Raw genomic sequence first — 23,076 nt, 5'->3', positions numbered from 1 at the left:
GCTGATAAAAGCACTTGTGAATCCGTCCTGGAGTTGCACAGTCGAAGTGAATGAAGTAGGCTGTAGCCGGCTGAAATGCCGTTATGAAATAAGTGGACTAGGCAGAAATATGTCTAGTCAATTAGGGTGGCAACGCGGGTAGCTCTCGTCCCTTTTTAGGGATGAGGGCTTTTTTGTGTTCATTTCGCTGCAACGATTTTCCATCATGAAGAAACTATTGGAGGTATGAAGATGTTAGATATTAAACGCGTCCGTGAGAATTTCACGGAAATTAAAGAGATGTTATTAACACGTAATGAGGACTTGGGAAACTTAGATGACTTTGAAGACTTAGATGCAAAACGTCGTGAATTGATTGCCAAAACAGAAGAATTAAAAGCAGAACGCAATAAAGTATCTGAACAAATCTCAGTTATGAAACGCAACAAAGAAAATGCTGATGAAGTCATTGCTCGTATGCGTCAGGTTGGCGATGAAATTAAAGAATTAGATGTACAATTAAATGATGTTGAAGAGCGCTTTAAAGATATGATGATGCGTTTACCAAACATCCCACATGAATCTGTACCAGTAGGCACAACAGAGGATGACAATGTTGAAGAATATACGTGGGGTGAAATTCCGACATTTGATTTTGATATTAAAGCACACTGGGACCTTGCAACGGATTTAAAAATTGTAGACTTTGAACGCGGCGCGAAAGTAACAGGTAGCCGTTTCTTATTCTATCGTGGTCTTGGTGCTCGTTTAGAACGAGCATTAATGACATTCATGATGGATTTACATGCAGAGGAGCATGGTTACGAGGAAATGCTACCACCTGTCATTGTTAATCGAGATAGCCTAACAGGTACAGGGCAACTTCCGAAATTTGAGGAAGATGTATTCAAATTAGAGGAAACAGATTATTTTATGATTCCAACTGCAGAAGTACCAGTAACGAACTTCTATCGAGATGAGATTTTACCGGCTGAAGCTTTACCACAAGGCTTTGCAGCGTATAGTGCTTGCTTCCGTTCAGAAGCGGGATCTGCAGGTCGTGATACACGTGGTTTAATTCGTCAACACCAGTTCAATAAAGTAGAATTAGTTCGTTTTGTAAAACCAGAGGAGTCATACGAACAATTAGAGCTACTAACAAGTCATGCAGAAAAAGTATTACAATTACTAGGCTTACCATATCGTAAGTTAAAAATGTGTACAGCTGATTTAGGTTTTACTGCAGCGAAAAAATATGATTTAGAAGTTTGGATTCCTGCACAAAACATGTACCGTGAAATTTCTTCTTGCTCTAACTTTGAGGATTTCCAGGCACGACGAGCAAATATCCGCTTCCGTCGTGAGCCAAATGCAAAACCAGAATATGTGCATACATTAAACGGCTCAGGTCTTGCCATTGGTCGTACAGTTGCTGCTCTTCTAGAAAACTACCAACAAGCTGATGGCAGCGTAGTAATTCCTGAAGTTTTAAGACCTTATATGGGCGGTAAAGAAGTAATCGCACCAAAATAAACGACAGATAAAGCTATTTTAGACAATTCCTTTATGGATGTTCTAAAATAGCTTTTTTGTGTTGCTAAAATTGAAATCTCTCATAATTTTTGAAAATTCGTTATAATGGGTAATATTCATGGGGACAAGGGGGAGAAATTCATGGAATTGCAACAATTTGCACAGGCTTTCAGTGAATTTGATAATGTTTTAATTACAGATGATAAAGGCTGTGCAATCTTTTATGATTTAGCAGATTTAAATATATTATTGGAAATCGGCTTAACACCAGATGAATTTTTTCACAGCACAGTGACTGATAATTATCAAAATTTATCACCTGAGACAAGTACTGTTTTTCAAGTCATACAAACAGGGCAGCCAGTTTTATACTATGAACAACAACTGACAACATTGAACGGTTTTAGTTATTTATCACTGAGTTCGACCTATCCCATTATGGAGCATGGAAAAGCCATTGGTGCCATTGAATTTTCAAAACATTTTTATGAAACTAAGCAAATTAAATACTTAGACAATTTCCTGGGACATAAATTATATCGAGATAATCATACAACCTATCGTTTAGAGGATTACATTACAACAAACGCCGAAATGAAAACTCAACTTGAAAAGGCACGTCGTAGTGCTCAAAAAAGTGCACCAGTTTTACTAACTGGGGAAACTGGAACTGGGAAAGATATAATCGCACAAGGCATACACAATGAAAGTGAACGCTATACAAAGCCGTTTATTACTTTGAACTGCTCAACATTAACAGAGGATAATATATTTACTCAGCTATACGGCTCGGGCAATGAAGCAAAAAGTGGAAAGTTACAGGAGGCTAATGGAGGGACGCTACTCATTGACCACCTTAATTTATTGGATATATCTTTGCAGGCGAAACTTTTACATGCGGTAGATATAAAAGTGTTAAATGGTGAGCCCTTGGATATACGGTATATTACTACTGTCAATGAAGATGTGGACAAACTATTAGCTGAAAAAAGGCTACGCGAGGACTTATTTTATCGCTTAAATGTTCTTCAAATTGATTTGCCACCGCTAAGATTAAGGAAGGAAGATATTCCACTTATCCTTGATTTTTATATACAATTTTACAATGAACATACACTACAGAAAAATGTAAGCTATTGTAATGAAGTAATTCAGTTATTTTATGCCTATCATTGGCCGGGGAATGTGCGTGAACTAAAAAATGCCCTTGAATCGGCATATAATAATTTGCTTGGGGATGAAATACTTGTTGAACATGTTCCAGAGAGGATTAAAAAAAATGTTCAACATTCAACTCAATCGATCATGCAAAACAACCAATCTGGACATTTACGAGATTTAACGGAAGCCTACGAGCGTCTAATTATAGCGGAAAAGTTGCGTGAAACTGATGGACGATTAGCGGAAACAGCTAGACGTTTAGGTATTTCTCGTCAATTACTAAAATATAAGTGTTTAAAATATGAATTGTTGTAAAAAAAATTTTACAAAAAGGGGATAAAAATTTATCTCCTTTTTTCGTGTTATTAAATTTTTTATTATTTAGATAAATCTTCTGTAAACGATTATAAAGGGGTTGAGGATATGTCTAAAGTTATGCAGCATACGATAATCGTGGGGCTAGCCTTATTTGCTATATTTTTTGGTGCTGGGAATTTAATCTTTCCGCCATCCATAGGAAATAGTGCAGGGGAATCATGGATTTCCGCTCTGATGGGCTTTAGCTTAACAGGTGTTATTTTACCTGTGCTTGCGGTGTATGCAATTTATAATACTGGGGGAACTGTGGAAGCGCTCACAAGACCAATCGGAAATTGGTTTTATAAAGCCTTTAATACGGTCATGATGGTTTGTATTGGGATGGTTGTCACAATACCGAGGATGTCAGCGACAACTCATGAATTAGGAGTATCACAAATTATTCCGAACGTACCTTTAATTGTGTCAGTATTAGCATTTTTCGCGATTTGCTTTTACTTTGCGATGGACCAATCAAATGTGATTGATAAGATTGGAAAATGGTTGACGCCTGTTCTTGTTCTTATCCTTATTATCCTCATTGGTAAAGGGGTATTAGACCCAATAGGAGCGGCAATTAATACAGGAGCAGAAAGGATTTTTGCCAACTCCATAATAGCAGCCTATCAAACAGGAGATGTGGGAACAGGTATTCTTTGTGCGCCAATCTTTTTAGCAGCAATAGTGGGCTATGGCTATAAAGGGAAACAATCTAAAAAGGTCGCGCTTGGTGGAATGGCTATTGCTGCAATAGGGTTAATTGCAGTATATGGTGGCCTGCTCTATTTAGGGGCTACAAGTAGTGGCATCATCACAAATCCTGGCAGTGATACAGAACTATTAGCGGGCATTGCCTTTAGTGTCATTGGTAATTTGGGTAAAGCGTTACTAGCTATATGTGTTGTTTTTGCCTGCTTAACATCAGCGATTGGTGTCATGGTCATATCCTCACAGTTTTTAAATGAACTAACAAAAGAGAAGCTTGGCTATAGAACGTGGGTCTTTATTATGTGTGTAGTAGGCGCAACTATTGGCTCCTTAGGTGTAGGTGCCATCGTCGAAATTACATTGCCGATTTTCTTGGTAATTTATCCAGTCATTATTGTACTTGTGCTACTGGGAGCCTTTGATCGTTTTGTCCCAAATGCAGGAGCCTATAAAGGAACTGTGCTATTTGCATTTCTAGTAAGCGTCGTTGAAACATTTGCTAGCTATGAAATTACGATACCTGGTGTGACACAGTTGGTCATGCATTTACCATTGCAGTCTAGTGGATTTGCTTGGATTATGCCATCTATTGTTGGCTTTATTATCGGTACTATTTTGCATAAGGTGCTGAAAGCAGAAGATCCTGAAAAATCTACTTTTGGTATAGAAGAAATAGGAGTTGAAAAATGATGCAAATTATTTGTAACGCAAAGATATATACAGCAGATACTATTCAGCCATCTGCAACTGCTATGGTAATCGAAGGAAGAAAGATACTTTGGATTGGACAACAGGAAGATTTACCCCCCTATCAGGGAGAAATAATAGATTTACAAGGAAAGGTCATTATTCCTGGGATTATTGACGCTCATATGCATCCGATTATGTTAGCGGATGTTATGGAACAAGTGGCTTGTTTACCTCCATATATTTATTCTATTGAGGATATAATTAATGCATTAGCAAACTATGATGCAAGTCAGCGGGGATGGCTATTAGGCTGGGGCTATGATGAAGGGAAACTAAAGGAAAAAAGAGCGCCTTTAAAAGAGGACTTAGACCGTGCCTCTACAGAGTTACCTGTCATTGTTATGCGTACATGTGGTCATATTATATCGGTTAATAGTAAAGCATTAGCAATCGCAGGTATTACGAAGGATACGCTTGATCCACAGGGTGGACAAATCGATCGGGATGAAAATGGAGAACCTACAGGCGTACTGCGTGAAAATGCACGTAATCTAGTACTACAGCATTTACCTACACCATCTGAAGAAGAGATTGTCAAAAGGCTTCTAAAGCTATCACAAACTTTGGCATCCTATGGTGTAACAAGTATTACAGAATTAATGGCCACGGTAGCACCAATTGATTATTTAGGCCTGTATCGTAAAGCCCGAGAAAAAGGTTTTAAGCAACGCGTAGCAGTTTATTATATCTGGGAAGATATTCAACGATATGAGCTGTTGACAGCAAATACTATTGATCGTTCTGCAGGAGCCTATATCGGAGGCATTAAGCTATTTTCGGATGGCAGTGTTTCAGGCCGTACAGCACTTGTTTCTGAGCCATTTTTGGGAAGTGATGAAAAAGGCATAGCGATGACTTCGAAAGAGGAGCTGCTAGCGGCTGCTGCGGTAGCAAAAGAATATGGTATTCAATTAGTGGTTCATGCAATGGGGGACAGAGCCATTGATCTAATTGTCGACACATTTTATGAGGAAAAGGCTTGGTTAACAGATGCACCGTCTGTTCGTATTGAGCATGCAGCCATGCCATCTAAAAGTGCCTTGCAAAAAGCTGCTGAATGGGGGATAGGCTTTGTGCCACAACCCATCTTCTTATTTTGTGAAATTGAGAGTTATTTAGAGAATCTAGGGCTAGAAAAAACACAGACATTATATGGTGTACAAACATTTCTCAAGAGGGGGATTGCGACAGCGCTCTCTTCAGATGCGCCTGCTACATCATGGGCAGAAGCGGCTAATCCCTTTGTTACGATACAAGCAGCTGTTACACGAACAGCCTATGATGGAACAGATTTAGGTACCGCAGAAAAAATCTCTGTAGAGGAGGCATTACAGCTATACACAGTTGATGCCAAGACGATGATTCGTATGGAGAACGTTGGTCAGTTAAAAGAGGGCTATGAAGCTAATTTTGTTGTACTAACAGACGATTTGTTGACGCTTTCACATAACCAGCTTATGCATGTAAAACCATTCGCTACATATATCGAAGGAGAATGTGTTTTTACACAATCCACTATTCAAGCTCAATAAATTAGTTATGAAGATGGTCGCTGCTACGACATATTTCATATATATCGCCATTCCCTTAAATATTAAAGAAGGTGTCTCATTAGGAGGCACCTTCTTTAAAGACCATTTACATCGTTGGAAGCTAATCGTGCTTTTTTCTCAGCTTTTTTACGGTCTCGTAATGCCTTAAAAAAGTCTGTTAAAATTTGACCACATTCCTCGGCTAAAATCCCTTCTGTTACATCACATTCATGATTAAAGCGTTCATCATTTAATAAATGGTAAAGAGAATCTACACAGCCAGCTTTTTGATCTCTTGCCCCATAAACAACTCGGGGTACACGTGATTGGAGAATGGCTCCTGCACACATTGGACAAGGCTCCAATGTAACATAAAGAGTAGTATCCTCCAGTCGCCAACTCCCTATTTTTTTGCAGGCTTCTTGAATCACTAACAGCTCCGCATGTGTTGTTGCATTTTGCGTTGTTTCTCTTAAATTATGCGCACGTGCAATGATTTTTCCTTCATAAACAAGTACTGCACCAATTGGTACTTCCCCAAGTAATGCAGCCTGTTGAGCTTCCTCTAATGCTTGTTTCATAAATAAACGATCTGCGTCAAAAATATCCACTCATATCTCTCCTTAACAGTAGTGTAGCGTGCTGAATTGGTAATTGCTACTTTTAACTTCTTTTCGGATGTTATATTCATCTAAAATCATTGCAGCCATGCGTAAGCGATTGATATGTAATATGTCGAAGCATAAATACTTGTTGACATTCCTTATATATCCATATATATTTATATATGAACACATGATCATATATAAATATTGAAGAATGGGGTAAACTTCTATGGATGAAAAATTAAACAGTTCAGAAATGCAAAAAAATATTGATCAGCATTTAGATGAAGAGACATTATTTGTAGTATCTCAGACTTTTAAAGCCTTGAGTGATCCAACACGAATTCGTATTTTAAACTTACTTTGTTCAGATGAACATTCTGTTAATGATATTGCAGAAATTTTAGATTTAGGCCAATCAACCGTTTCCCACCAATTACGCTTTCTTAAAAATTTAAGATTGGTGAAATTTAGGAGAGAAGGAACAACCATATATTATTCTAAGGACGATGATCACATTATGAATTTATTGAAGCAGGCTATTGAGCATGCGGCTCATAACTAAAATGAAATGGGGGAATAACAATGGGACATCAACACGACCATGGCCATGATCATACACATGGTGCAAATAAAAAGGTATTATTACTGTCATTTATTATTATTACAGGGTATATGGTAGTGGAAGCCATTGGTGGCTTTTTAACAAATAGTTTGGCTCTTTTATCAGATGCAGGGCATATGTTAAGCGACTCTATCTCTTTAGGCATAGCAATGTTAGCTTTTATGTTTGGGGAAAAAGCTGCAAGCTATAGTAAGACATACGGCTATAAACGATTTGAGATTCTAGCTGCAGTATTGAATGGCATTACATTAATAGGAATCGCATTATTTATTTTCTATGAAGCAATTGAACGATTTACAAACCCACCAGAAGTAGCTACAACTGGAATGCTTATAATTAGTATAATTGGTTTGTTCGTAAACATTTTAGTTGCCTGGATTATGATGCGTGGAAGTGATACAAAGGATAATTTAAATATGCGCGGAGCATTTTTACATGTACTAAGTGATATGCTAGGGTCTGTAGGAGCTATTGTTGCGGCACTATTAATTATGTTTTTTGGCTGGGGCTGGGCAGATCCTCTTGCAAGCGTTATTGTTGCATTATTGGTCGTACGAAGTGGCTACCATGTCACAAAAGCCTCCATTCATGTCTTAATGGAGGGGACACCTTCAAATGTAGATGTTCAGGAGATTATTCAGTTAATAGAGCAGACTGATGGAATAGAAAGTATCCACGATTTACACATCTGGACAATTACTAGTGGAACGAATGCATTATCCTGTCATGCGGTTGTAAATGATCAATTGAAAATAGCTGAGAGTGAGCATATCTTGCGGAAAATTGAACATAATCTTCAACATAAGGGCATTAAGCATGTAACAATTCAATTAGAAACATCCTTACATCGACATGATAATTCTATTTTATGTAAATTAGAAAATGACCATGAACATCATCACGATGAAAAATAAAATTTTTTATGACTTGCATACCCTTCTTAGGTATAGTATGATAATTACAAATAGGAGGTGTAGTGAATGGAGGAGACAGTAAAAGAAGAAGCTTGTCATACAGAGGAAGCTACGTCTTGCCGAAAAAGTCATCACCCTGAGCGTGTGAAAAAGGATTTAACAACTCGCTTAAATCGAATTGAAGGTCAGATTCGTGGTATTAAGGGAATGATTGATAAAGACGTTTACTGTGATGATATTATTACGCAACTATCTGCTACACAATCTGCATTAAATAGTGTGGCAAAAATATTATTAGAAGGTCATTTAAAGGGCTGTGTTGTGGATCGTCTATCAGAGGGCGATGAAGCAGTATTAGATGAGTTAGTAATAACGATTCAAAAGTTAATGAAAAAATAGATTGAAAACATACAAAAGGAGAGATTTTATTATGCAAAACGTAACATTAAACGTACAAGGAATGTCATGTGGTCATTGTGTAAACGCAGTTGAAAAAAACGTTGGTGCTTTAGCTGGTGTTGAACAAGTAAAAGTAAATTTAGCAGAAGGTTTAGTTGAGGTTGCATTTGACGATGCACAAGTATCACTTGATCAAATTAAAGAGACAATTGATGATCAAGGCTATGAAGTAAAATAAAATTTGTAGAGTGCTTCTGTGGCACTCTCTTATTTTTAAAAATATATACCCCTAGTCGGTATAAGGAGAGGTGAAAGGTAAATGAGTTCTTATCATAAGGAAGCTAATTTGCAAATTACAGGGATGACATGTGCGGCCTGTGCCACTCGAATAGAAAAAGGTTTAAATAAAATGGATGGTGTAGAACATGCAACAGTAAATTTAGCACTTGAAAAATCATCTATTAAATATGACCCAACTAAACTAAGTGAAGCAGATTTTGAAAAGAAAATAGAAGCACTTGGCTATGGTATTGTTAAACAAAAAGCTGAACTTGATATTACAGGTATGACATGTGCAGCCTGTGCGACTCGCATTGAAAAAGGGTTAAATAAACTAAGTGGTATTTCCTCTGCTAATGTCAACTTAGCACTGGAAAAAGCGATGATCGAGTTTAATCCTTCGGAAGTATCCATCGCAGATATCATTACAAAAGTTGAGAAGCTAGGCTATGGGGCACATCAAAAGGCAGATGAGCAGGAAACAGAGGATCATCGTGAAAAAGCTATCAAACAGCAACAACATAAATTTATTTTATCGGCTATACTTTCTTTACCACTGCTTTGGACGATGGTTGGTCATTTTTCCTTTACGTCATTTTTATATGTTCCAGAATTTCTAATGAATCCATGGGTCCAAATGGTATTGGCTACGCCAGTGCAATTTATTATTGGTAAACAATTTTATGTAGGGGCATATAAAGCATTACGCAATGGTAGTGCAAATATGGATGTGCTTGTTGTGATGGGGACATCAGCGGCCTATTTCTATAGTGTCTATCAAGCGATTGTAACGATAGGATCACATCACGGTCCACATCTTTATTTTGAAACGAGTGCTGTATTAATTACACTTATTTTACTAGGTAAATTGTTTGAGGCAAAGGCAAAAGGACGCTCATCTGAAGCCATAAAAAAACTAATGGGACTTCAGGCAAAGACAGCAATCGTTGTACGTGACGGTATAGAAAAGGAGGTACCATTAGAAGAAGTTATCATTGGCGATATTATTTTAGTGAAACCAGGTGAAAAAATTCCTGTAGATGGTGAGGTAATAGAGGGGACAACAGCTGTTGATGAATCGATGCTAACAGGAGAAAGTCTACCAGTTGATAAAAAGCAAGGTGATCTATTATTTGGCTCAACTATTAACAAAAATGGTTTTATTAAAATGACTGCAACAAAGGTTGGACGTGATACAGCATTAGCACAAATTATTAAAGTGGTCGAAGATGCTCAAGGATCGAAAGCACCTATTCAACGTTTAGCAGATCAGATTTCAGGGATTTTCGTACCTATTGTTGTTGGCATAGCCATTGTAACCTTTTTAATTTGGATTATTTGGGTCCGTCCAGGGGAATTTACACCTGCTTTAGAGGTATTAATCGCAGTTCTTGTCATTGCTTGTCCATGTGCGCTTGGGTTAGCAACACCAACTTCAATAATGGCAGGCTCTGGACGTGCAGCTGAGTTTGGTATTTTATTTAAAGGTGGAGAACATTTAGAGCAAACACAAGGCATAGATACAGTTGTTGTAGATAAAACAGGAACAGTGACACATGGTAAACCTGAGCTTACAGATGTTCTGTTAGCGCCAGAGCAAGATGAAGCACGCTTTTTATCCTTAATCGGAGCAGCAGAGAAGCAGTCAGAGCATCCACTAGCAGAAGCCATTGTTCAAGGCATAGAAAAACGCGGCATAGCTTTAGGTGACGTTCAATTCTTTGAAGCAATACCGGGTTATGGTGTGCAGGCAACTGTCTCAGGTCAAGGTGTTATCATTGGCACACGTAAATTAATGCAACAATATGGTATTCATATTAATGATATTTTACCAACAATGGAGCAACTAGAACGAAATGGTAAGACAGCCATGTTAGCAGCCATTAATGGGCAATATGCAGGTTTAGTAGCTGTGGCTGATACCGTGAAAGATACATCAAAAGAAGCTATTCGTCGTTTACAGGATATGGGTATTACGGTCATCATGATGACTGGTGATAACGAGCGTACTGCTCAAGCAATTGGAACAGAGGTAGGCGTGAATCATGTTATTGCAGAAGTCTTACCAGAAGGTAAAGCTGATGAAGTGAAAAAACTTCAAGCCCAAGGGAAAAAAGTAGCGATGGTTGGTGATGGTATTAATGACGCACCTGCCTTAGCAACAGCGAATATTGGGATGGCAATTGGTACAGGGACAGATGTGGCAATGGAAGCTGCAGATATTACGCTTATTCGTGGAGATTTAAATAGTATCGCGGATGCCATTCTAATGAGTAGAAAAACAATGCGTAATATTAAACAAAATCTATTTTGGGCATTTGCTTATAATACATTAGGTATTCCAATTGCTGCACTCGGTCTGCTTGCTCCATGGGTAGCAGGCGCAGCGATGGCCTTTAGTTCAGTTTCGGTCGTATTAAATGCACTTCGTTTACAACGAGTGAAATTATAAATAAGTATAAAGGCATCGGGAAGTAGATTCTCGATGTCTTTTTTCTATGTCATCATGAGAAGAATATCCCAGGTAAATTTACTAGAACAATAGGTTGATTCTGTTTTTCATTTTCCTACTATGATAAAATGAAAGGTACTGATTCATTTTATGTAGGACACAATGATCGAATCCATAGAACAAAAGGAGGAGCTTCTGGTGACGGTTCCATTTGTTACGGTAGAAGGTCCGATTGGTGTTGGTAAAACCTCTTTATCGAAAGAGATAGCAGCGACATTTAATTACCATCTATTAAAAGAAATTGTAGACGAAAACCCTTTTTTAAATAAGTTTTATGAAAACATTGAGGAGTGGAGTTTCCAAACGGAAATGTTCTTCCTCTGTAATCGCTATAAGCAACTAACCGATATTAAAAAATTTCGTTTAGCACATGCCAAACCTGTTGTAGCAGACTATCATATTTTTAAAAATTTAATATTTGCGAAGCGTACATTGGCACCAACTGAATACGAGAAGTATGAAGAGATCTATAGAATTTTAACGAAAGACATGCCTGTTCCAAATGTAGTGGTTTATTTATATGCCAGCGTTGAGACATTAATGAAGCGTATCGCCATGCGAGGGCGAGAGTTTGAAAAGATGATTTCACGTGATTACATGGAGCAGCTTGTGGCCGACTATCATTCTTTTATCGAGCATTTTGAAAGCATGCATCCCGAAATTCCAGTTATTCGATTTAATGGAGATCAGCTTGATTTTGTAAAAAATCCCAATGATTTAAATCATGTTTTAAAAATAATTAAAGATACGTTACAACAAAGGAGTTTGCAATAATGAATTTAAGAGAGAAGTACGATATTCCACCACAAACGGTTATTACGATTGCAGGTACTGTTGGGGTAGGAAAATCGACGATGACAAAGGCTTTAGCAGAGGCACTGAACTTTCGTACCTCGTTCGAGAAAGTAGACACAAATCCATACCTTGATAAATTTTATGAGGACTTTGAAAAATGGAGCTTTCATTTACAGGTCTACTTTTTAGCAGAGCGTTTTAAAGAACAGAAGCGTATTTTTGAATATGGTGGAGGATTTGTACAAGATCGTTCTATTTATGAGGATACTGGCATTTTTGCTAAGATGCATTATGATAAAGGAACAATGAGCCCAACAGATTATGAGACTTATACAAATTTGTTTGATGCAATGGTGATGACACCTTATTTCCCACATCCAGATTTGCTTGTCTATCTTGAAGGACCTATTGATGCAGTTATTGGGCGTATTCAAGAGCGAGGACGTACAATGGAGCAACAAACACCGAATGATTATTGGATAGAAATGCATGAACGCTATGAAAATTGGATAAATAATTTTAATTCTTGTCCAGTTCTACGTTTAGATATTAATGATTATGATTTATTAAAAAATCCTGATGCCATTGAATCAATTGTAAGCCGTATCAGTCATATGCTAAAACAAACAAGCCATTTACGAAAATAAAAGTAAAATAAATGACCAAAAAACGTGAGACAATATATAGCCGATTGTTTCACGTTTTTTGAATAGGAGGGATTATTATAAGAATCGCAGTGTATTGTGGATCCGGTTTGGGTAAAAGCCCTATTTATGCAGAGAAAGCTGCTGAGCTTGGTACAGCACTGGCAAAAAACGGTCACGGAGTTGTCTATGGTGGTTCTAAAACAGGCCTAATGGGGAAGGTAGCCGATGCTGTTTTAGCAGCTGGAGGAGAAGTGATTGGTGTGATGCCAACACATTTACAAAAGCGTGAATTGGCCCATGCCTCATTAACAGAAATTCATATTGTAGACTCTATGCATATTCGTAAAGCTAAAATGGCCGAGTTAGCAGATGCTTTTATTGCTCTGCCAGGTGGCGCAGGGACTTTAGATGAATATTTTGAGGTATTTACTTGGGCTCAGATTGGACTTCATACAAAACCTGTTATTTTATATAATGTCCATGGATTCTATGATGCACTTATACAGCATTTTAAAACAATGCTAGAGGAAGGCTTTATACGTGCAGAGCAAAAGAAGTTCTTACGTGTAGCGGCTACCTCTGAAGGGATTTTACGTTTATTAAAAAAACATGGATGAACATTCTCCATGTTTTTTATCTTGATGCAGCAGGTACACTAACATCTGCTGCAATTACACTGAGGCATAATTAATGTAATATAAAAGTAAAATAATTAAATTTTAAGTAAAAAACTAGTAATGGATGGGGTGTTCTTTATGCATAGTATAGAGGCTCAAGTAACCGATGATTTAGTAGTACAGGCTATTGAACGCAATATAGCTATTATCCGCTTCGATATGGATAGAAGAGTAGCGTATGTCAATGAACTATTTGCTCAAACATTAGGCTATACAGTGCAGGAAATGCTAGGAAAACATCATAAAGACTTTTGTTTGCCAGATTTCGTTAATAGTATGGAGTACGATAAATTTTGGCGTCACCTAACGGCAGGAAACAGCTATCAGGACAAAATAGAAAGAATTGATGCTAGAGGTAATATAATTTGGCTGGAAGCGACATATATGCCTGTCTTCGCAAATAATACAAGAAAAGTAATAGGTGTATCCAAAATAGCTACCAATATCACCGAACGCCAACATGAGATAGTTAGTGTTGCCGACAAGTTGAAGGGCATGTCTAATAAGCTTTACCAGCGTTCAGAGGCGGGCATTCAAAATAGCCAAGATCTACTAGAAACCATTAAAGTGGTTTCAAAGGAATCAAATGAAAATGTAAGTAATCTTGTGCAGCTTCAGAAACAAGCAGATTCTATTAAAGGGATTGTCAAAACTATACAAGAAATTGCCTCACAAACTAATTTATTGGCATTAAATGCAGCTATTGAAGCCGCTAGGGCTGGAGAATATGGAAGAGGTTTTGATGTAGTGGCGAAAGAGGTACGTAAGCTTTCTGTAAGAGTTGAACAATCTATTTCAGAAGTGAAGGATAATGTGGAGGGCATTGAGCGAGAAATTGGTCAGGTGACTGATAGTATTACAAAAATAGCAGAAAAAATAGATAAAACAAATGAACAAATTACTGTCACAGCAAACGACTTTAGTGAAATAGCATCTGCTGCTGAAGCCTTAGACGAGCAATCAAAGCAATTTATTGAAATTATTTAATTCTAATAATGACTACTATTTTCGAGATATATTGAAATAGGATATATTTTTTATTTACAATACTAGTGTAAGTCATTAATCATAATAGGGGTGTTATGTATGACAAAAGTGGAAGTAAGCTTTCAGCATTTACCAACAACAGCTATTTCAGATGCAACTGGTGGGCATACCAATGTGCGAAGTGATATTAAGCCGTTAGCAGACCATTTTAAAGTTGCTGGGCGAGCTGTAACTGTACGTTTACCAGATGGTGAAAATGGGGCAGTTTTGGAAGCGATTAGGGCTGCAAATGAAGGGGATATTTTAGTAATTGATGCAAAAGGAAATACAAACCGAGCTGTTGCTGGAGATTTTGTGATCTCCTTAGCAAAAGGGATAGGTGTACAAGGTTTTGTTGTGGATGGTGTAATCCGTGATATTGCAGCAATTCGCGAATTAAATTTCCCTGTATTTTCGTTGGGCACTACTGTAGCAGCAGGCAATAAAAACGGCGGTGGTCAAGTAAATGTACCGATCGCCATTGGAGGAGTTACGGTTCATCCTGGTGATTATATTATTGGGGATGTGGATGGTGTAATTGTTGTGCCACAGCAAGATGCTGAAAAAATCGTTGTAGCGGCAGAGGCTAAGCTTGAAAAAGATGAAAAACGCGCTCAAGAAGCACATGCCAATGGAAAAGAATCAATTATCGCTTATTTAGATAAAGTGTTAGCAAAATAAAAAAACCCTCACGATGCCATCCAACATCGTGAGGATTTTTTTAAATTACGCTAGATTTTCATTATCATTAAAGTAATTTTTCATCTTTTCTCGATCGAAACGGCCTTCCCATTTAGCCATTACTAATGACGCTAATGAGTTACCAATTACGTTAACAACTGTACGTCCCATATCAAGAATACGGTCAATACCAGCAATGAAGGCTAGTCCCTCAAGTGGAATACCTACAGTACCTAAAGTTGCTAGAAGTACTACGAATGATACGCCTGGTACACCTGCAATACCTTTTGATGTAACCATTAATACAAGCATTAACGTAATTTGTTCACCAATGCTTAGGTGAATACCGTACATTTGTGCAATAAATAATGCTGCAATGGCTTGATATAGTGTTGACCCATCTAAGTTAAAGGAGTAACCGGTAGGTATAACAAAAGATACAATATCCTTTGGCGCCCCTAATTTCTCCATTTTCATCATAATACGTGGTAACACAGCTTCAGAACTTGCTGTTGAGAAGGCTAAAATTAGCTCATCTTTTAATACTTTAATTAAATAGAAGATGCTGATTCCTGCGAATTTTGCCACAAGTCCAAGAACGACAAAGATAAAGAATAGCATTGTTGCATAAACAAGAATTGCTAATTTGGCAAGTGGAACCAGTGAAGCAAACCCATATTTGGAAACGGTTACACCAATTAAACCAAATACCCCTAGTGGCGCGAATTTCATTACGAGGTTTGTTACCCAGAACATAGCATCTGCTACCCCTTGGAAGAAGTCTAAGACTGGTTTCCCTCGATCTCCTACTGCAGCAACCCCTAAACCGAAAATAACTGAGAAGAAGATAATTGCTAGCATATTACCTTCAGCCATTGACTGAATAATATTTGTTGGGACAATGCCTACAATGATATCAAATGGTCCCTCATGCTGAACTTCCTCAGTTGTTGATACATACTTCGAAATATCTCCTTGAGATAATTCATTCATGTTAAGACCTGCACCAGGTTGGAAAATGTTTGCGGAAAGTAATCCAACTACGATTGCAACTGTAGTAATAATCTCAAAGTAAATTATAGATTTCCCGCCTAATCGTCCAAGCTGCTTCATATCTCCAGTACCAGCAACACCAACGATTAATGTCGAAATAATAATTGGTACAACAATCATCTTAATAAGATGTAAAAATATATCCCCTAATGGTTGTAGATATGTCTCAATTTTGGGATTTCCGTAAAAGATACCGCCAACAATGATCCCTAAAATCAAACCGATTAAAATCTGAGCGGCTAAACTGACTTTAAATTTCTTTTTCAAATCCTTTGTACCTCCCCTAATATTAAATTTTTAGGACACGCCTTACTTTAATAATACGGAGGACTTATGGAATCCGACAAAATCCGAGAAAATTAATTTACTTTTGTTAAAATGTCTGAATATAACACTTGAATAAACTTCTTAATATTTACCTTTGCTTTACGATTATCGTGATCTTCAATCTGTGTCATGAGCTGACGAATTTCTTTAAAATCAAAGTAGCGAGGGGCATAGTACTCGAATTCTGAGTTTGTGTAATCAACAACCCCTAAATTAGCGAGATTAATCATGGCAGCTAATATTGTACGACGCACACGCTGCTCGATGGCTTTACTCTCTTTTAAAATTTCATCTGGCGTAGCCTTGGTCACAGCTGCAATTTCTTCATAAAGCTCTTTTAATGGAGGAAGGGGGGCAATCTTGTGCTGGTGAGCAAGTAATGTTTCTATAATGGCAATGATATCCTCACTACCAATTTCCCCGACAATCCCCATATCATTCAAAATAGATTGAATATGGTCTCGTGATGTAGCTTTATGAGTCTTTTGTTCACTTAACTCAATATTTGTAAGTGATTGACGTATCACTAATAGTGAATTTTTAAGTCGAAATTGTTCAGTTGTTTTTTTCAAAACATTTTCGACTTCAATACGATTGATTGGTTTATGAATGAAGAAATCAATTCCTTGCTCATATGCTTCGCCAACCATTTCCTTATTCACTACCTGTGAAATCATAATAAATTGTCCCTCGAAACGATTTTGCATAAGTTGTTCCACAGTTGCTATGCCATCAAGCTTAGGCATCAGTAAATCAATAAGCACAAACTCTGGCTGTGTCATTAAAATTTGTGGAATGGCATCCTCACCATTGCGAGCCTCACCAATAACTGTTCCTAACCCGCTATCTTCAATAATTTGCTTTAACATAACACGACTTGCACGATCATCATCTACAATAAAATACCTCATTTAAGTCTCTCCCGTTTGAATAGTTTGCGTAGGAATTATGATTTTAAACATTGTGTATTGATTGTTTGATTCAACGGTTATTGAGCCTTTTAATTTTTCTACTAGTTCAGCAACATGTGAAAGCCCAATGCCAGTTGCTGCAACACCATCAACATTGAATTTAGTGGTGTATCCAGGTTCAAAAATAACAGAAATATCTGCTTGTGAAATCCCTTGTCCATTATCACATACGGTTATTACAGTATTATCCTCTTGGCGCTCAATAGCAATAGAAATGATCCCTTGCTTTTCAATAGCCTCAACAGCATTGGCTGATAAATTATTTAATAGAGCAAGGAGTGCAATATGATCTTTCGTTTGAAAATCGAAGTCTATACATGTATTAAATTGTATTTCCTTACCGAGTAATTCTGCATATTTCCTATTACCTTCTTCAATATAATGCAATAATTCAGATAATACAAAAGGGCCAAAGCTCTTTTCACCGACAATCTTTGAAATACCAGCATATATCCGTTGAGAATCCTTTTTCACTTCATGGATTTCCTGGGCAATATGAAGTGCTTGTAAACTTTCCGCTCGAAAACCTAGTGTCTTTAACTGACGATATAATTCATAACCACTACCTGTAATTGTTTCAATATGATTCATTGATTTTTTTAAATATAGTGTCTCCACATAGAGATCAGATCCAATATTCAGCATTTCTTGTACCCGTTTTTTTTGTTCAGCTATCAAAATAGAGCTGTAAATCCCTACTACAAAAAAGCTTCGTAATAATGCTACCGCTAATAGGATCAAGAGATCATGGAGAAATAAAAAAGTATATGTTTGGACAAAAAAGCGGAAAATTTGTTCAGCTAAATTACTGATAACCTCACTAAAAGCAACGAGTAAACCAAGTTTTAGTGGTTTTTCTCTGTATTGTTGAATATCTAAAATTTGCAGGCATACTGCAAACAATACATAAAATAAACCAGCTGGTAAATGGTTAAATATACTCTCGGCAATCGGAACATCATGTATTGTTGAATTAATAACCCGAAAAATAGTTGTCACAATACTGGTAGCTACACCGGCTAAAATAATTGGTGTAGGTTTAATTAATGTGCATAAAAAGAAGACAATGGTTCCTAAACCAAAACGGAAAGTTGTATTAGCAAAAGGCATAATTTTAATTTCACTACCTACTGCGGTCATAACAGCAATAATGAAAATCCAAGTAAGGGAAGCACGCGTCATAAGTAATTTCGATTGCAATTCAACAACCTCCCATCATTGATATAATAAAAAATACCACAACCGAGGCGGAAGTGGTATCTAACAAGTAATACATACAATTTGGGCAAAAAAAAACGGCTACATTCGTAGTCGGAAATTTAAAACTGGAGGAGGTAGAGGGATTCGAACCCCCGCGCGGTGTTACCCGCCTGTCGGTTTTCAAGACCGATCCCTTCAGCCAGACTTGGGTATACCTCCATGTTATATTGCTTTACTGTCTTATCGACAAAAATAAATTTATCATAACTAGAAACGAACGTCAAGATAATTTTTGAAAAAATATATAATGTTTAAATCGTCACTTAGAAATAAATAATTTGTGCATTAAGTTGCATTTTATACAAACAGTCAGTATACTAGTTATTGCCGTGCTAGGTGGGAAGGTAGCGGTGTCCTGTAACTCGCAATCCGCTCTAGCGAGACTGAATTCCTTTTTCGAGGCTGTCCGTATTGTTTGGTCTGCCTTTTGCACGTAGTGTTGACGATTGGGTCCTGCGCAATGGATACCCATGAACCATGTCAGGTCCGGAAGGAAGCAGCATTAAGTGGTCTTATTCATGTGCCGCGGGGTTGCCTAATCTGAGCTAACGACAAGAGTAACGCTTATGTGCGGCTGTCAAGGAAAGGTGCACGGCATTAAATTGCCAATTCAAAGCATCCGTCTATTATAGGCGGATGCTTTTTTATTTTAAATTTAGCATCTTCATTTTCTATATAATGCTGCAAATGCTATAATAAAACTATTCAATTAAATGGAGAAGGAGAGAGGAAATCAGTGACGTATCAAGCATTTTACCGTGTGTATCGACCACAATCTTTTCGAGAAATGTCTGGTCAAACACATGTCAAAAGAACGCTACAAAATGCTCTCCTAGCAAATAAAACAACACACGCTTACTTGTTTTCTGGGCCCCGTGGTACAGGGAAAACAAGTACTGCTAAAATCTTTGCGAAGGCCTTGAATTGTGAACATGCACCATCGAAAGAGCCTTGTAATGAATGTGCTACATGCATGAGTATTACAGATGGTTCTCATCCAGATGTAATTGAATTTGATGCAGCCTCAAATTCACGTGTTGAAGAGATTAGGGATATCATAGAAAAGGTTCGTTTTGCTCCCGCAAGCAGTAGATATAAGGTGTACATCATAGACGAAGTGCATATGCTTTCTACAAGCGCTTTTAACGCTCTTTTAAAAACGTTGGAAGAACCACCTCCTCATGCTGTGTTTATTTTAGCAACTACAGAGCCTCATAAATTGCCTGCTACGATCATTTCTCGTTGTCAGCGTTTTGATTTTAAACGACTTTCTACTAATGATATTATTGAACGTATGAAGGTTGTTTTGGAAGATATTGACTTGCCATATGAAGAACAAGGTTTAAAGGTGATTGCACAATCAGCCGCAGGGGGAATGCGTGATGCTTTAAGCTTATTGGACCAAGTTGTGTCTTTTAGTGGCGAAAAATTAAAACTTGAGGATACGTTATTAGTTACAGGTTCTATTAGTCAGGATGTTTTTTATGATCTTGCGGAGGCACTTAAAGTAAAAGATGTTGCGCAAATGCTTGCCCTTTTAGAGCAACTTATAGCTGACGGTAAGGACCCTTTGCGGCTCTCAGAGGATTTAATTACATTTTTCCGCGATTTATTATTACTTCAAACAAGTGATGATTTAGCTGAACTTTTAGAGCTTGTATCTCCTGAGGAACGTGTATTCACTTTAGCACACGAATTTGCACCAAATATGCTTTATGGGTATATTGATATACTGGCAAAGACACAGCAAGAGATGCGTTTCTCTCACCATACCAAAATTTATTTAGAGACGGCTTTGCTTAAAATGGTACAGTTTTCAGGAGGGATAGCCCATCAAACGGTGACTACAAATGAAATGGGAGAAAACCCTGATCTCACTCAAAAAATTGTGGCTCTTGAACAGCTGGTTCAGCAACTATCCTTACAACTGCAAACGGGGACTCCAGTGCAAACGCCGACAGCACAAAAAGAGCAACGGCCCCGAGCTAAAAGTCCGAATGGTTATAAAGCACCTACAGGTCGTATTCAGGAAGTGCTGAAAGATGCCACAAAGCAAGATGTGCAACGCATTAAGTCCATTTGGGCGCAGGCCTTAAGTCAAATGCAAAAATCACAATCTGCTCTTTTAGCAGAAGCCGAACCTGTTGCGGCATCTTCAAGTGCTTTTGTGTTAAAATTCAAGTATGATATTCATTGTCAGATGGTTGCCGACAACCAGTCTTTAAAGGCTCACTTTACACAATTAATTGCAGGGCAAACTGGTACAATGTACGAGATGCTATGCATACCAGAAGAATCATGGTTAAAAATGCGTGAAGAGTTTATTCGTGATCATGGTCTGCAGCAAAAGAAATCACAGACTGAATCAGAGCATGGAGAAGAATTATTAGAGCCACCACCGGCAGAAATGCCAGAAGAACCATTTATCGATGATGCCCAACCTCTTGCTTCACAAGATCCACTTGTGACTGAGGCTGAAAAGCTCTTTGGTAAAGATTTTGTTGAAATTATTGAAGATTAAATTTTTAGGAGGAAACATTTATGCGTGGAATGGGAAATATGCAAGGTATGATGAAAAAAATGCAAAAAATGCAAAAGGAAATGATGGAGGCACAAGAAGCTTTAAATGCTGAGCAATTCGAAGGTGTTGCAGGCGGCGGTATGGTGAAAGTAACAGTTTCTGGTCAGCGTGAAGTAGTTTCAGTAAATCTGGATGAATCTGTAGTAGACCCAGAAGACATCGAAATGCTACAAGACCTAATTGTTATTGCAACAAATGAAGCGTTGAAAAAAGTAGAAGAAAAAACAAACTCAACTATGGGTAAATTCACGCAAGGCTTAAACCTTCCATTCTAGGAGGTATTCATATGTACTACCCAGAACCAATATCTAAATTGATCGATAGTTTTATGAAATTGCCAGGTATCGGGCCGAAAACTGCGGCTCGTCTGGCGTTTTTTGTGTTAACAATGAAGGAAGATGATGTATTATCTTTCTCTAAAGCACTGATTGATGCTAAACGAAACCTAAGCTACTGTTCTGTTTGTGGCAATATAACAGATGTAGATCCATGTCACATATGTACAGATAAGCAGCGAGATCATTCTATTATTTGTGTTGTACAAGATACAAAAGATGTGATTGCAATGGAAAAAATGCGTGACTACAACGGTATGTACCATGTACTTCAAGGAGCAATTTCACCAATGGATGGTATTGGTCCAGAAGACATTAATGTTGCTTCTTTGCTAGTGCGCTTGCAAGATGAAAGTGTCCAAGAACTTATTTTAGCTACAAATTCAACAATCGAGGGTGAGGCAACCGCTATGTACATTTCTCGCCTTGTCAAACCGTCTGGCATTCGTACAACCCGTATTGCTCATGGATTGCCAGTAGGTGGAGATCTAGAATATGCAGATGAGGTTACGCTATCAAAGGCAATGGAAGGCCGACGCGACTTATGAGTGAGGGATTAGTATGTTCTTCCGTAGTAAAGGGAAATTAAAAAAAGAATTCGATGATAAGCTTGTGAATCTGATGAAAGAAACAAAAGAGGATTTACAACAGGCAAAGATAATAGAAGAATTAATGGATGATTATGACCTAGGTGTAATTGCTCAACGCAAAACAGCAGAAAGTATTCATTTCTATTTGTTTAAGGAAGCTAGAATTCGTAAGGTATTAATAAAATAGTTCTCTGTAAAATATTCATAGAAGCAAAACAGGAAACATAAACTTTCATAATTATTTAATTGAGGAGGCAACTATATGTCTGGGTTAGTAATTATGAGTATTTGTATTCCTGTCGGGCTTCTTTTTCTTTATGTAATAATAAGACATGCTAAATTGGGTAAGATCTTAGAAGGATTATCGGTGTTTTGGTTTAGATTTGCATTTGCTTTTCTACTATTATTCGTAATCCATTTAGGTATTGGTTATATAGGATATAATGTGCCAATCAATCTGTTTTCGGTCTTAACAATCGCTGTTTTAGGTATTCCTGGTGTCTTAGGAATAACAGCTTTAATATTTATTTTATAAAAGGCTTGCAATATAAAAAGATTATGGTATAGTTATAAAAGTCGCTAGTACAACTGATTGAAACGGAAAATAATTTCAAAATTATTGTTGACACAGTTTGTAGCGCGTGGTATTATATAAGAGTTGCTGCTGAAACAGCGGTGAACGATATGAACCTTGAAAACTGAACAAGCAAAACGTAATCAATAAAGTTTTAAGTAGCTAGTTTTGCTAGTGAACGAAACACAATTTTGGACATCAAACA

Annotated in this window: 23 protein-coding genes, 1 tRNA gene, 1 other RNA gene and 1 other annotated feature (1 of these 26 only partly in view); of the genes, 20 read left to right on the top strand and 5 right to left on the bottom strand. The window is 37.5% G+C overall.

Annotated elements, in window-relative coordinates; genetic code table 11:
- Window positions 1-156, top strand: a binding site (T-box leader); it begins 64 nt to the left of the window's first position.
- 75 nt (window positions 157-231) lie between these two features.
- From serS to ACFY5C_RS40835, 4 genes are all read left to right on the top strand, one after another.
- On the top strand, window positions 232-1,512 hold the full coding sequence (gene serS, locus ACFY5C_RS40850; protein WP_048390985.1) for a serine--tRNA ligase: 1,281 nt from the start codon (window positions 232-234) through the stop codon (window positions 1,510-1,512).
- A gap of 141 nt (window positions 1,513-1,653) precedes the next feature.
- Window positions 1,654-2,988, top strand: a complete 1,335-nt coding sequence (locus ACFY5C_RS40845) for a sigma 54-interacting transcriptional regulator (RefSeq protein WP_387256519.1) — start codon at window positions 1,654-1,656, stop codon at window positions 2,986-2,988.
- A 108-nt stretch (window positions 2,989-3,096) separates the two neighbouring features.
- Window positions 3,097-4,428 carry a branched-chain amino acid transport system II carrier protein gene (brnQ, locus tag ACFY5C_RS40840; protein ID WP_387256518.1) on the top strand — a complete coding sequence of 444 codons (1,332 nt, stop codon included), beginning with the start codon at window positions 3,097-3,099 and terminating at the stop codon, window positions 4,426-4,428.
- Entirely contained in the window at window positions 4,425-6,020 is a 1,596-nt protein-coding gene (locus ACFY5C_RS40835) for an amidohydrolase (protein WP_054548496.1), read from the top strand. Before brnQ ends, ACFY5C_RS40835 begins: the two co-directional genes overlap by 4 nt.
- A 95-nt stretch (window positions 6,021-6,115) precedes the next feature.
- On the opposite strand, the gene tadA is transcribed toward ACFY5C_RS40835, so the two are convergent.
- Entirely contained in the window at window positions 6,116-6,601 is a 486-nt protein-coding gene (gene tadA, locus ACFY5C_RS40830; protein ID WP_048391025.1) for a tRNA adenosine(34) deaminase TadA, read from the bottom strand.
- A gap of 253 nt (window positions 6,602-6,854) precedes the next feature.
- Between tadA and ACFY5C_RS40825 the strand changes: the two genes are divergently transcribed.
- From ACFY5C_RS40825 to ACFY5C_RS40780, 10 genes are all read left to right on the top strand, one after another.
- Window positions 6,855-7,190, top strand: a complete 336-nt coding sequence (locus ACFY5C_RS40825) for a metalloregulator ArsR/SmtB family transcription factor (protein ID WP_004233978.1) — start codon at window positions 6,855-6,857, stop codon at window positions 7,188-7,190.
- Between the two features lie 20 nt (window positions 7,191-7,210).
- Window positions 7,211-8,164: a cation diffusion facilitator family transporter gene (locus ACFY5C_RS40820; RefSeq protein ID WP_004233977.1), complete on the top strand. Its 954-nt coding sequence runs from the start codon at window positions 7,211-7,213 to the stop codon at window positions 8,162-8,164.
- A 66-nt stretch (window positions 8,165-8,230) separates the two neighbouring features.
- Window positions 8,231-8,563 (top strand): metal-sensing transcriptional repressor, encoded by a 333-nt coding sequence (locus ACFY5C_RS40815; protein ID WP_048390994.1) that lies wholly within the window; start codon window positions 8,231-8,233, stop codon window positions 8,561-8,563.
- A 31-nt stretch (window positions 8,564-8,594) separates the two neighbouring features.
- On the top strand, window positions 8,595-8,801 hold the full coding sequence (gene copZ, locus ACFY5C_RS40810; RefSeq protein WP_048390996.1) for a copper chaperone CopZ: 207 nt from the start codon (window positions 8,595-8,597) through the stop codon (window positions 8,799-8,801).
- Window positions 8,802-8,882: 81 nt separating this feature from the next.
- Window positions 8,883-11,294, top strand: a complete 2,412-nt coding sequence (locus ACFY5C_RS40805) for a heavy metal translocating P-type ATPase (RefSeq protein ID WP_387256517.1) — start codon at window positions 8,883-8,885, stop codon at window positions 11,292-11,294.
- Between the two features lie 162 nt (window positions 11,295-11,456).
- On the top strand, window positions 11,457-12,128 hold the full coding sequence (locus tag ACFY5C_RS40800) for a deoxynucleoside kinase (protein ID WP_206542473.1): 672 nt from the start codon (window positions 11,457-11,459) through the stop codon (window positions 12,126-12,128).
- Complete coding sequence (locus ACFY5C_RS40795) at window positions 12,128-12,796, top strand: deoxynucleoside kinase (RefSeq protein WP_004233968.1); 669 nt, start codon at window positions 12,128-12,130, stop codon at window positions 12,794-12,796. The genes ACFY5C_RS40800 and ACFY5C_RS40795 overlap by 1 nt, the downstream gene beginning before the upstream one ends.
- 89 nt (window positions 12,797-12,885) lie before the next feature.
- The gene (locus tag ACFY5C_RS40790; protein ID WP_389455145.1) at window positions 12,886-13,413 is read left to right on the top strand and encodes a TIGR00730 family Rossman fold protein; all 528 of its coding nucleotides are present in this window, start codon (window positions 12,886-12,888) and stop codon (window positions 13,411-13,413) included.
- A gap of 120 nt (window positions 13,414-13,533) precedes the next feature.
- The gene (locus ACFY5C_RS40785; protein ID WP_389455143.1) at window positions 13,534-14,460 is read left to right on the top strand and encodes a PAS domain-containing methyl-accepting chemotaxis protein; all 927 of its coding nucleotides are present in this window, start codon (window positions 13,534-13,536) and stop codon (window positions 14,458-14,460) included.
- Between the two features lie 99 nt (window positions 14,461-14,559).
- Window positions 14,560-15,180 (top strand): RraA family protein, encoded by a 621-nt coding sequence (locus tag ACFY5C_RS40780; protein WP_115674562.1) that lies wholly within the window; start codon window positions 14,560-14,562, stop codon window positions 15,178-15,180.
- A gap of 45 nt (window positions 15,181-15,225) precedes the next feature.
- On the opposite strand, the gene ACFY5C_RS40775 is transcribed toward ACFY5C_RS40780, so the two are convergent.
- The 4 genes from ACFY5C_RS40775 to ACFY5C_RS40760 form a co-directional block, all read right to left on the bottom strand.
- Window positions 15,226-16,500 (bottom strand): cation:dicarboxylate symporter family transporter, encoded by a 1,275-nt coding sequence (locus ACFY5C_RS40775; protein WP_016995246.1) that lies wholly within the window; start codon window positions 16,498-16,500, stop codon window positions 15,226-15,228.
- 92 nt (window positions 16,501-16,592) lie between these two features.
- On the bottom strand, window positions 16,593-17,471 hold the full coding sequence (locus tag ACFY5C_RS40770) for a response regulator (RefSeq protein WP_048391012.1): 879 nt from the start codon (window positions 17,469-17,471) through the stop codon (window positions 16,593-16,595).
- On the bottom strand, window positions 17,472-18,671 hold the full coding sequence (locus ACFY5C_RS40765; protein ID WP_389455141.1) for an ATP-binding protein: 1,200 nt from the start codon (window positions 18,669-18,671) through the stop codon (window positions 17,472-17,474).
- 186 nt (window positions 18,672-18,857) lie between these two features.
- A tRNA-Ser gene (locus ACFY5C_RS40760) sits at window positions 18,858-18,950 on the bottom strand.
- A gap of 168 nt (window positions 18,951-19,118) precedes the next feature.
- Here ACFY5C_RS40760 and ffs point away from each other — a divergent pair.
- From ffs to ACFY5C_RS40730, 6 genes are all read left to right on the top strand, one after another.
- Window positions 19,119-19,386, top strand: an RNA gene (ffs, locus tag ACFY5C_RS40755) — signal recognition particle sRNA large type.
- A gap of 141 nt (window positions 19,387-19,527) precedes the next feature.
- A complete protein-coding gene (gene dnaX / locus ACFY5C_RS40750) occupies window positions 19,528-21,312 on the top strand; it encodes a DNA polymerase III subunit gamma/tau (RefSeq protein ID WP_054548460.1) in 1,785 nt (594 codons plus the stop codon).
- 20 nt (window positions 21,313-21,332) lie between these two features.
- Complete coding sequence (locus ACFY5C_RS40745; protein ID WP_004233957.1) at window positions 21,333-21,647, top strand: YbaB/EbfC family nucleoid-associated protein; 315 nt, start codon at window positions 21,333-21,335, stop codon at window positions 21,645-21,647.
- A gap of 11 nt (window positions 21,648-21,658) precedes the next feature.
- Window positions 21,659-22,255, top strand: a complete 597-nt coding sequence (gene recR / locus ACFY5C_RS40740; RefSeq protein ID WP_387256515.1) for a recombination mediator RecR — start codon at window positions 21,659-21,661, stop codon at window positions 22,253-22,255.
- 13 nt (window positions 22,256-22,268) lie between these two features.
- Complete coding sequence (locus ACFY5C_RS40735; RefSeq protein WP_328025346.1) at window positions 22,269-22,484, top strand: YaaL family protein; 216 nt, start codon at window positions 22,269-22,271, stop codon at window positions 22,482-22,484.
- 75 nt (window positions 22,485-22,559) lie between these two features.
- Entirely contained in the window at window positions 22,560-22,832 is a 273-nt protein-coding gene (locus ACFY5C_RS40730) for a pro-sigmaK processing inhibitor BofA family protein (protein ID WP_048391019.1), read from the top strand.
- The last annotated feature ends 244 nt before the right edge of the window (window positions 22,833-23,076 follow it).

It is taken from the genome of Streptomyces sp. NPDC012935 (assembly GCF_042900345.1).
Lineage (GTDB): Bacteria > Actinomycetota > Actinomycetes > Streptomycetales > Streptomycetaceae > Streptomyces.
Note: the sequence above shows the minus strand (reverse complement) of the source record. Positions and strands in the feature narration are given on the sequence as shown.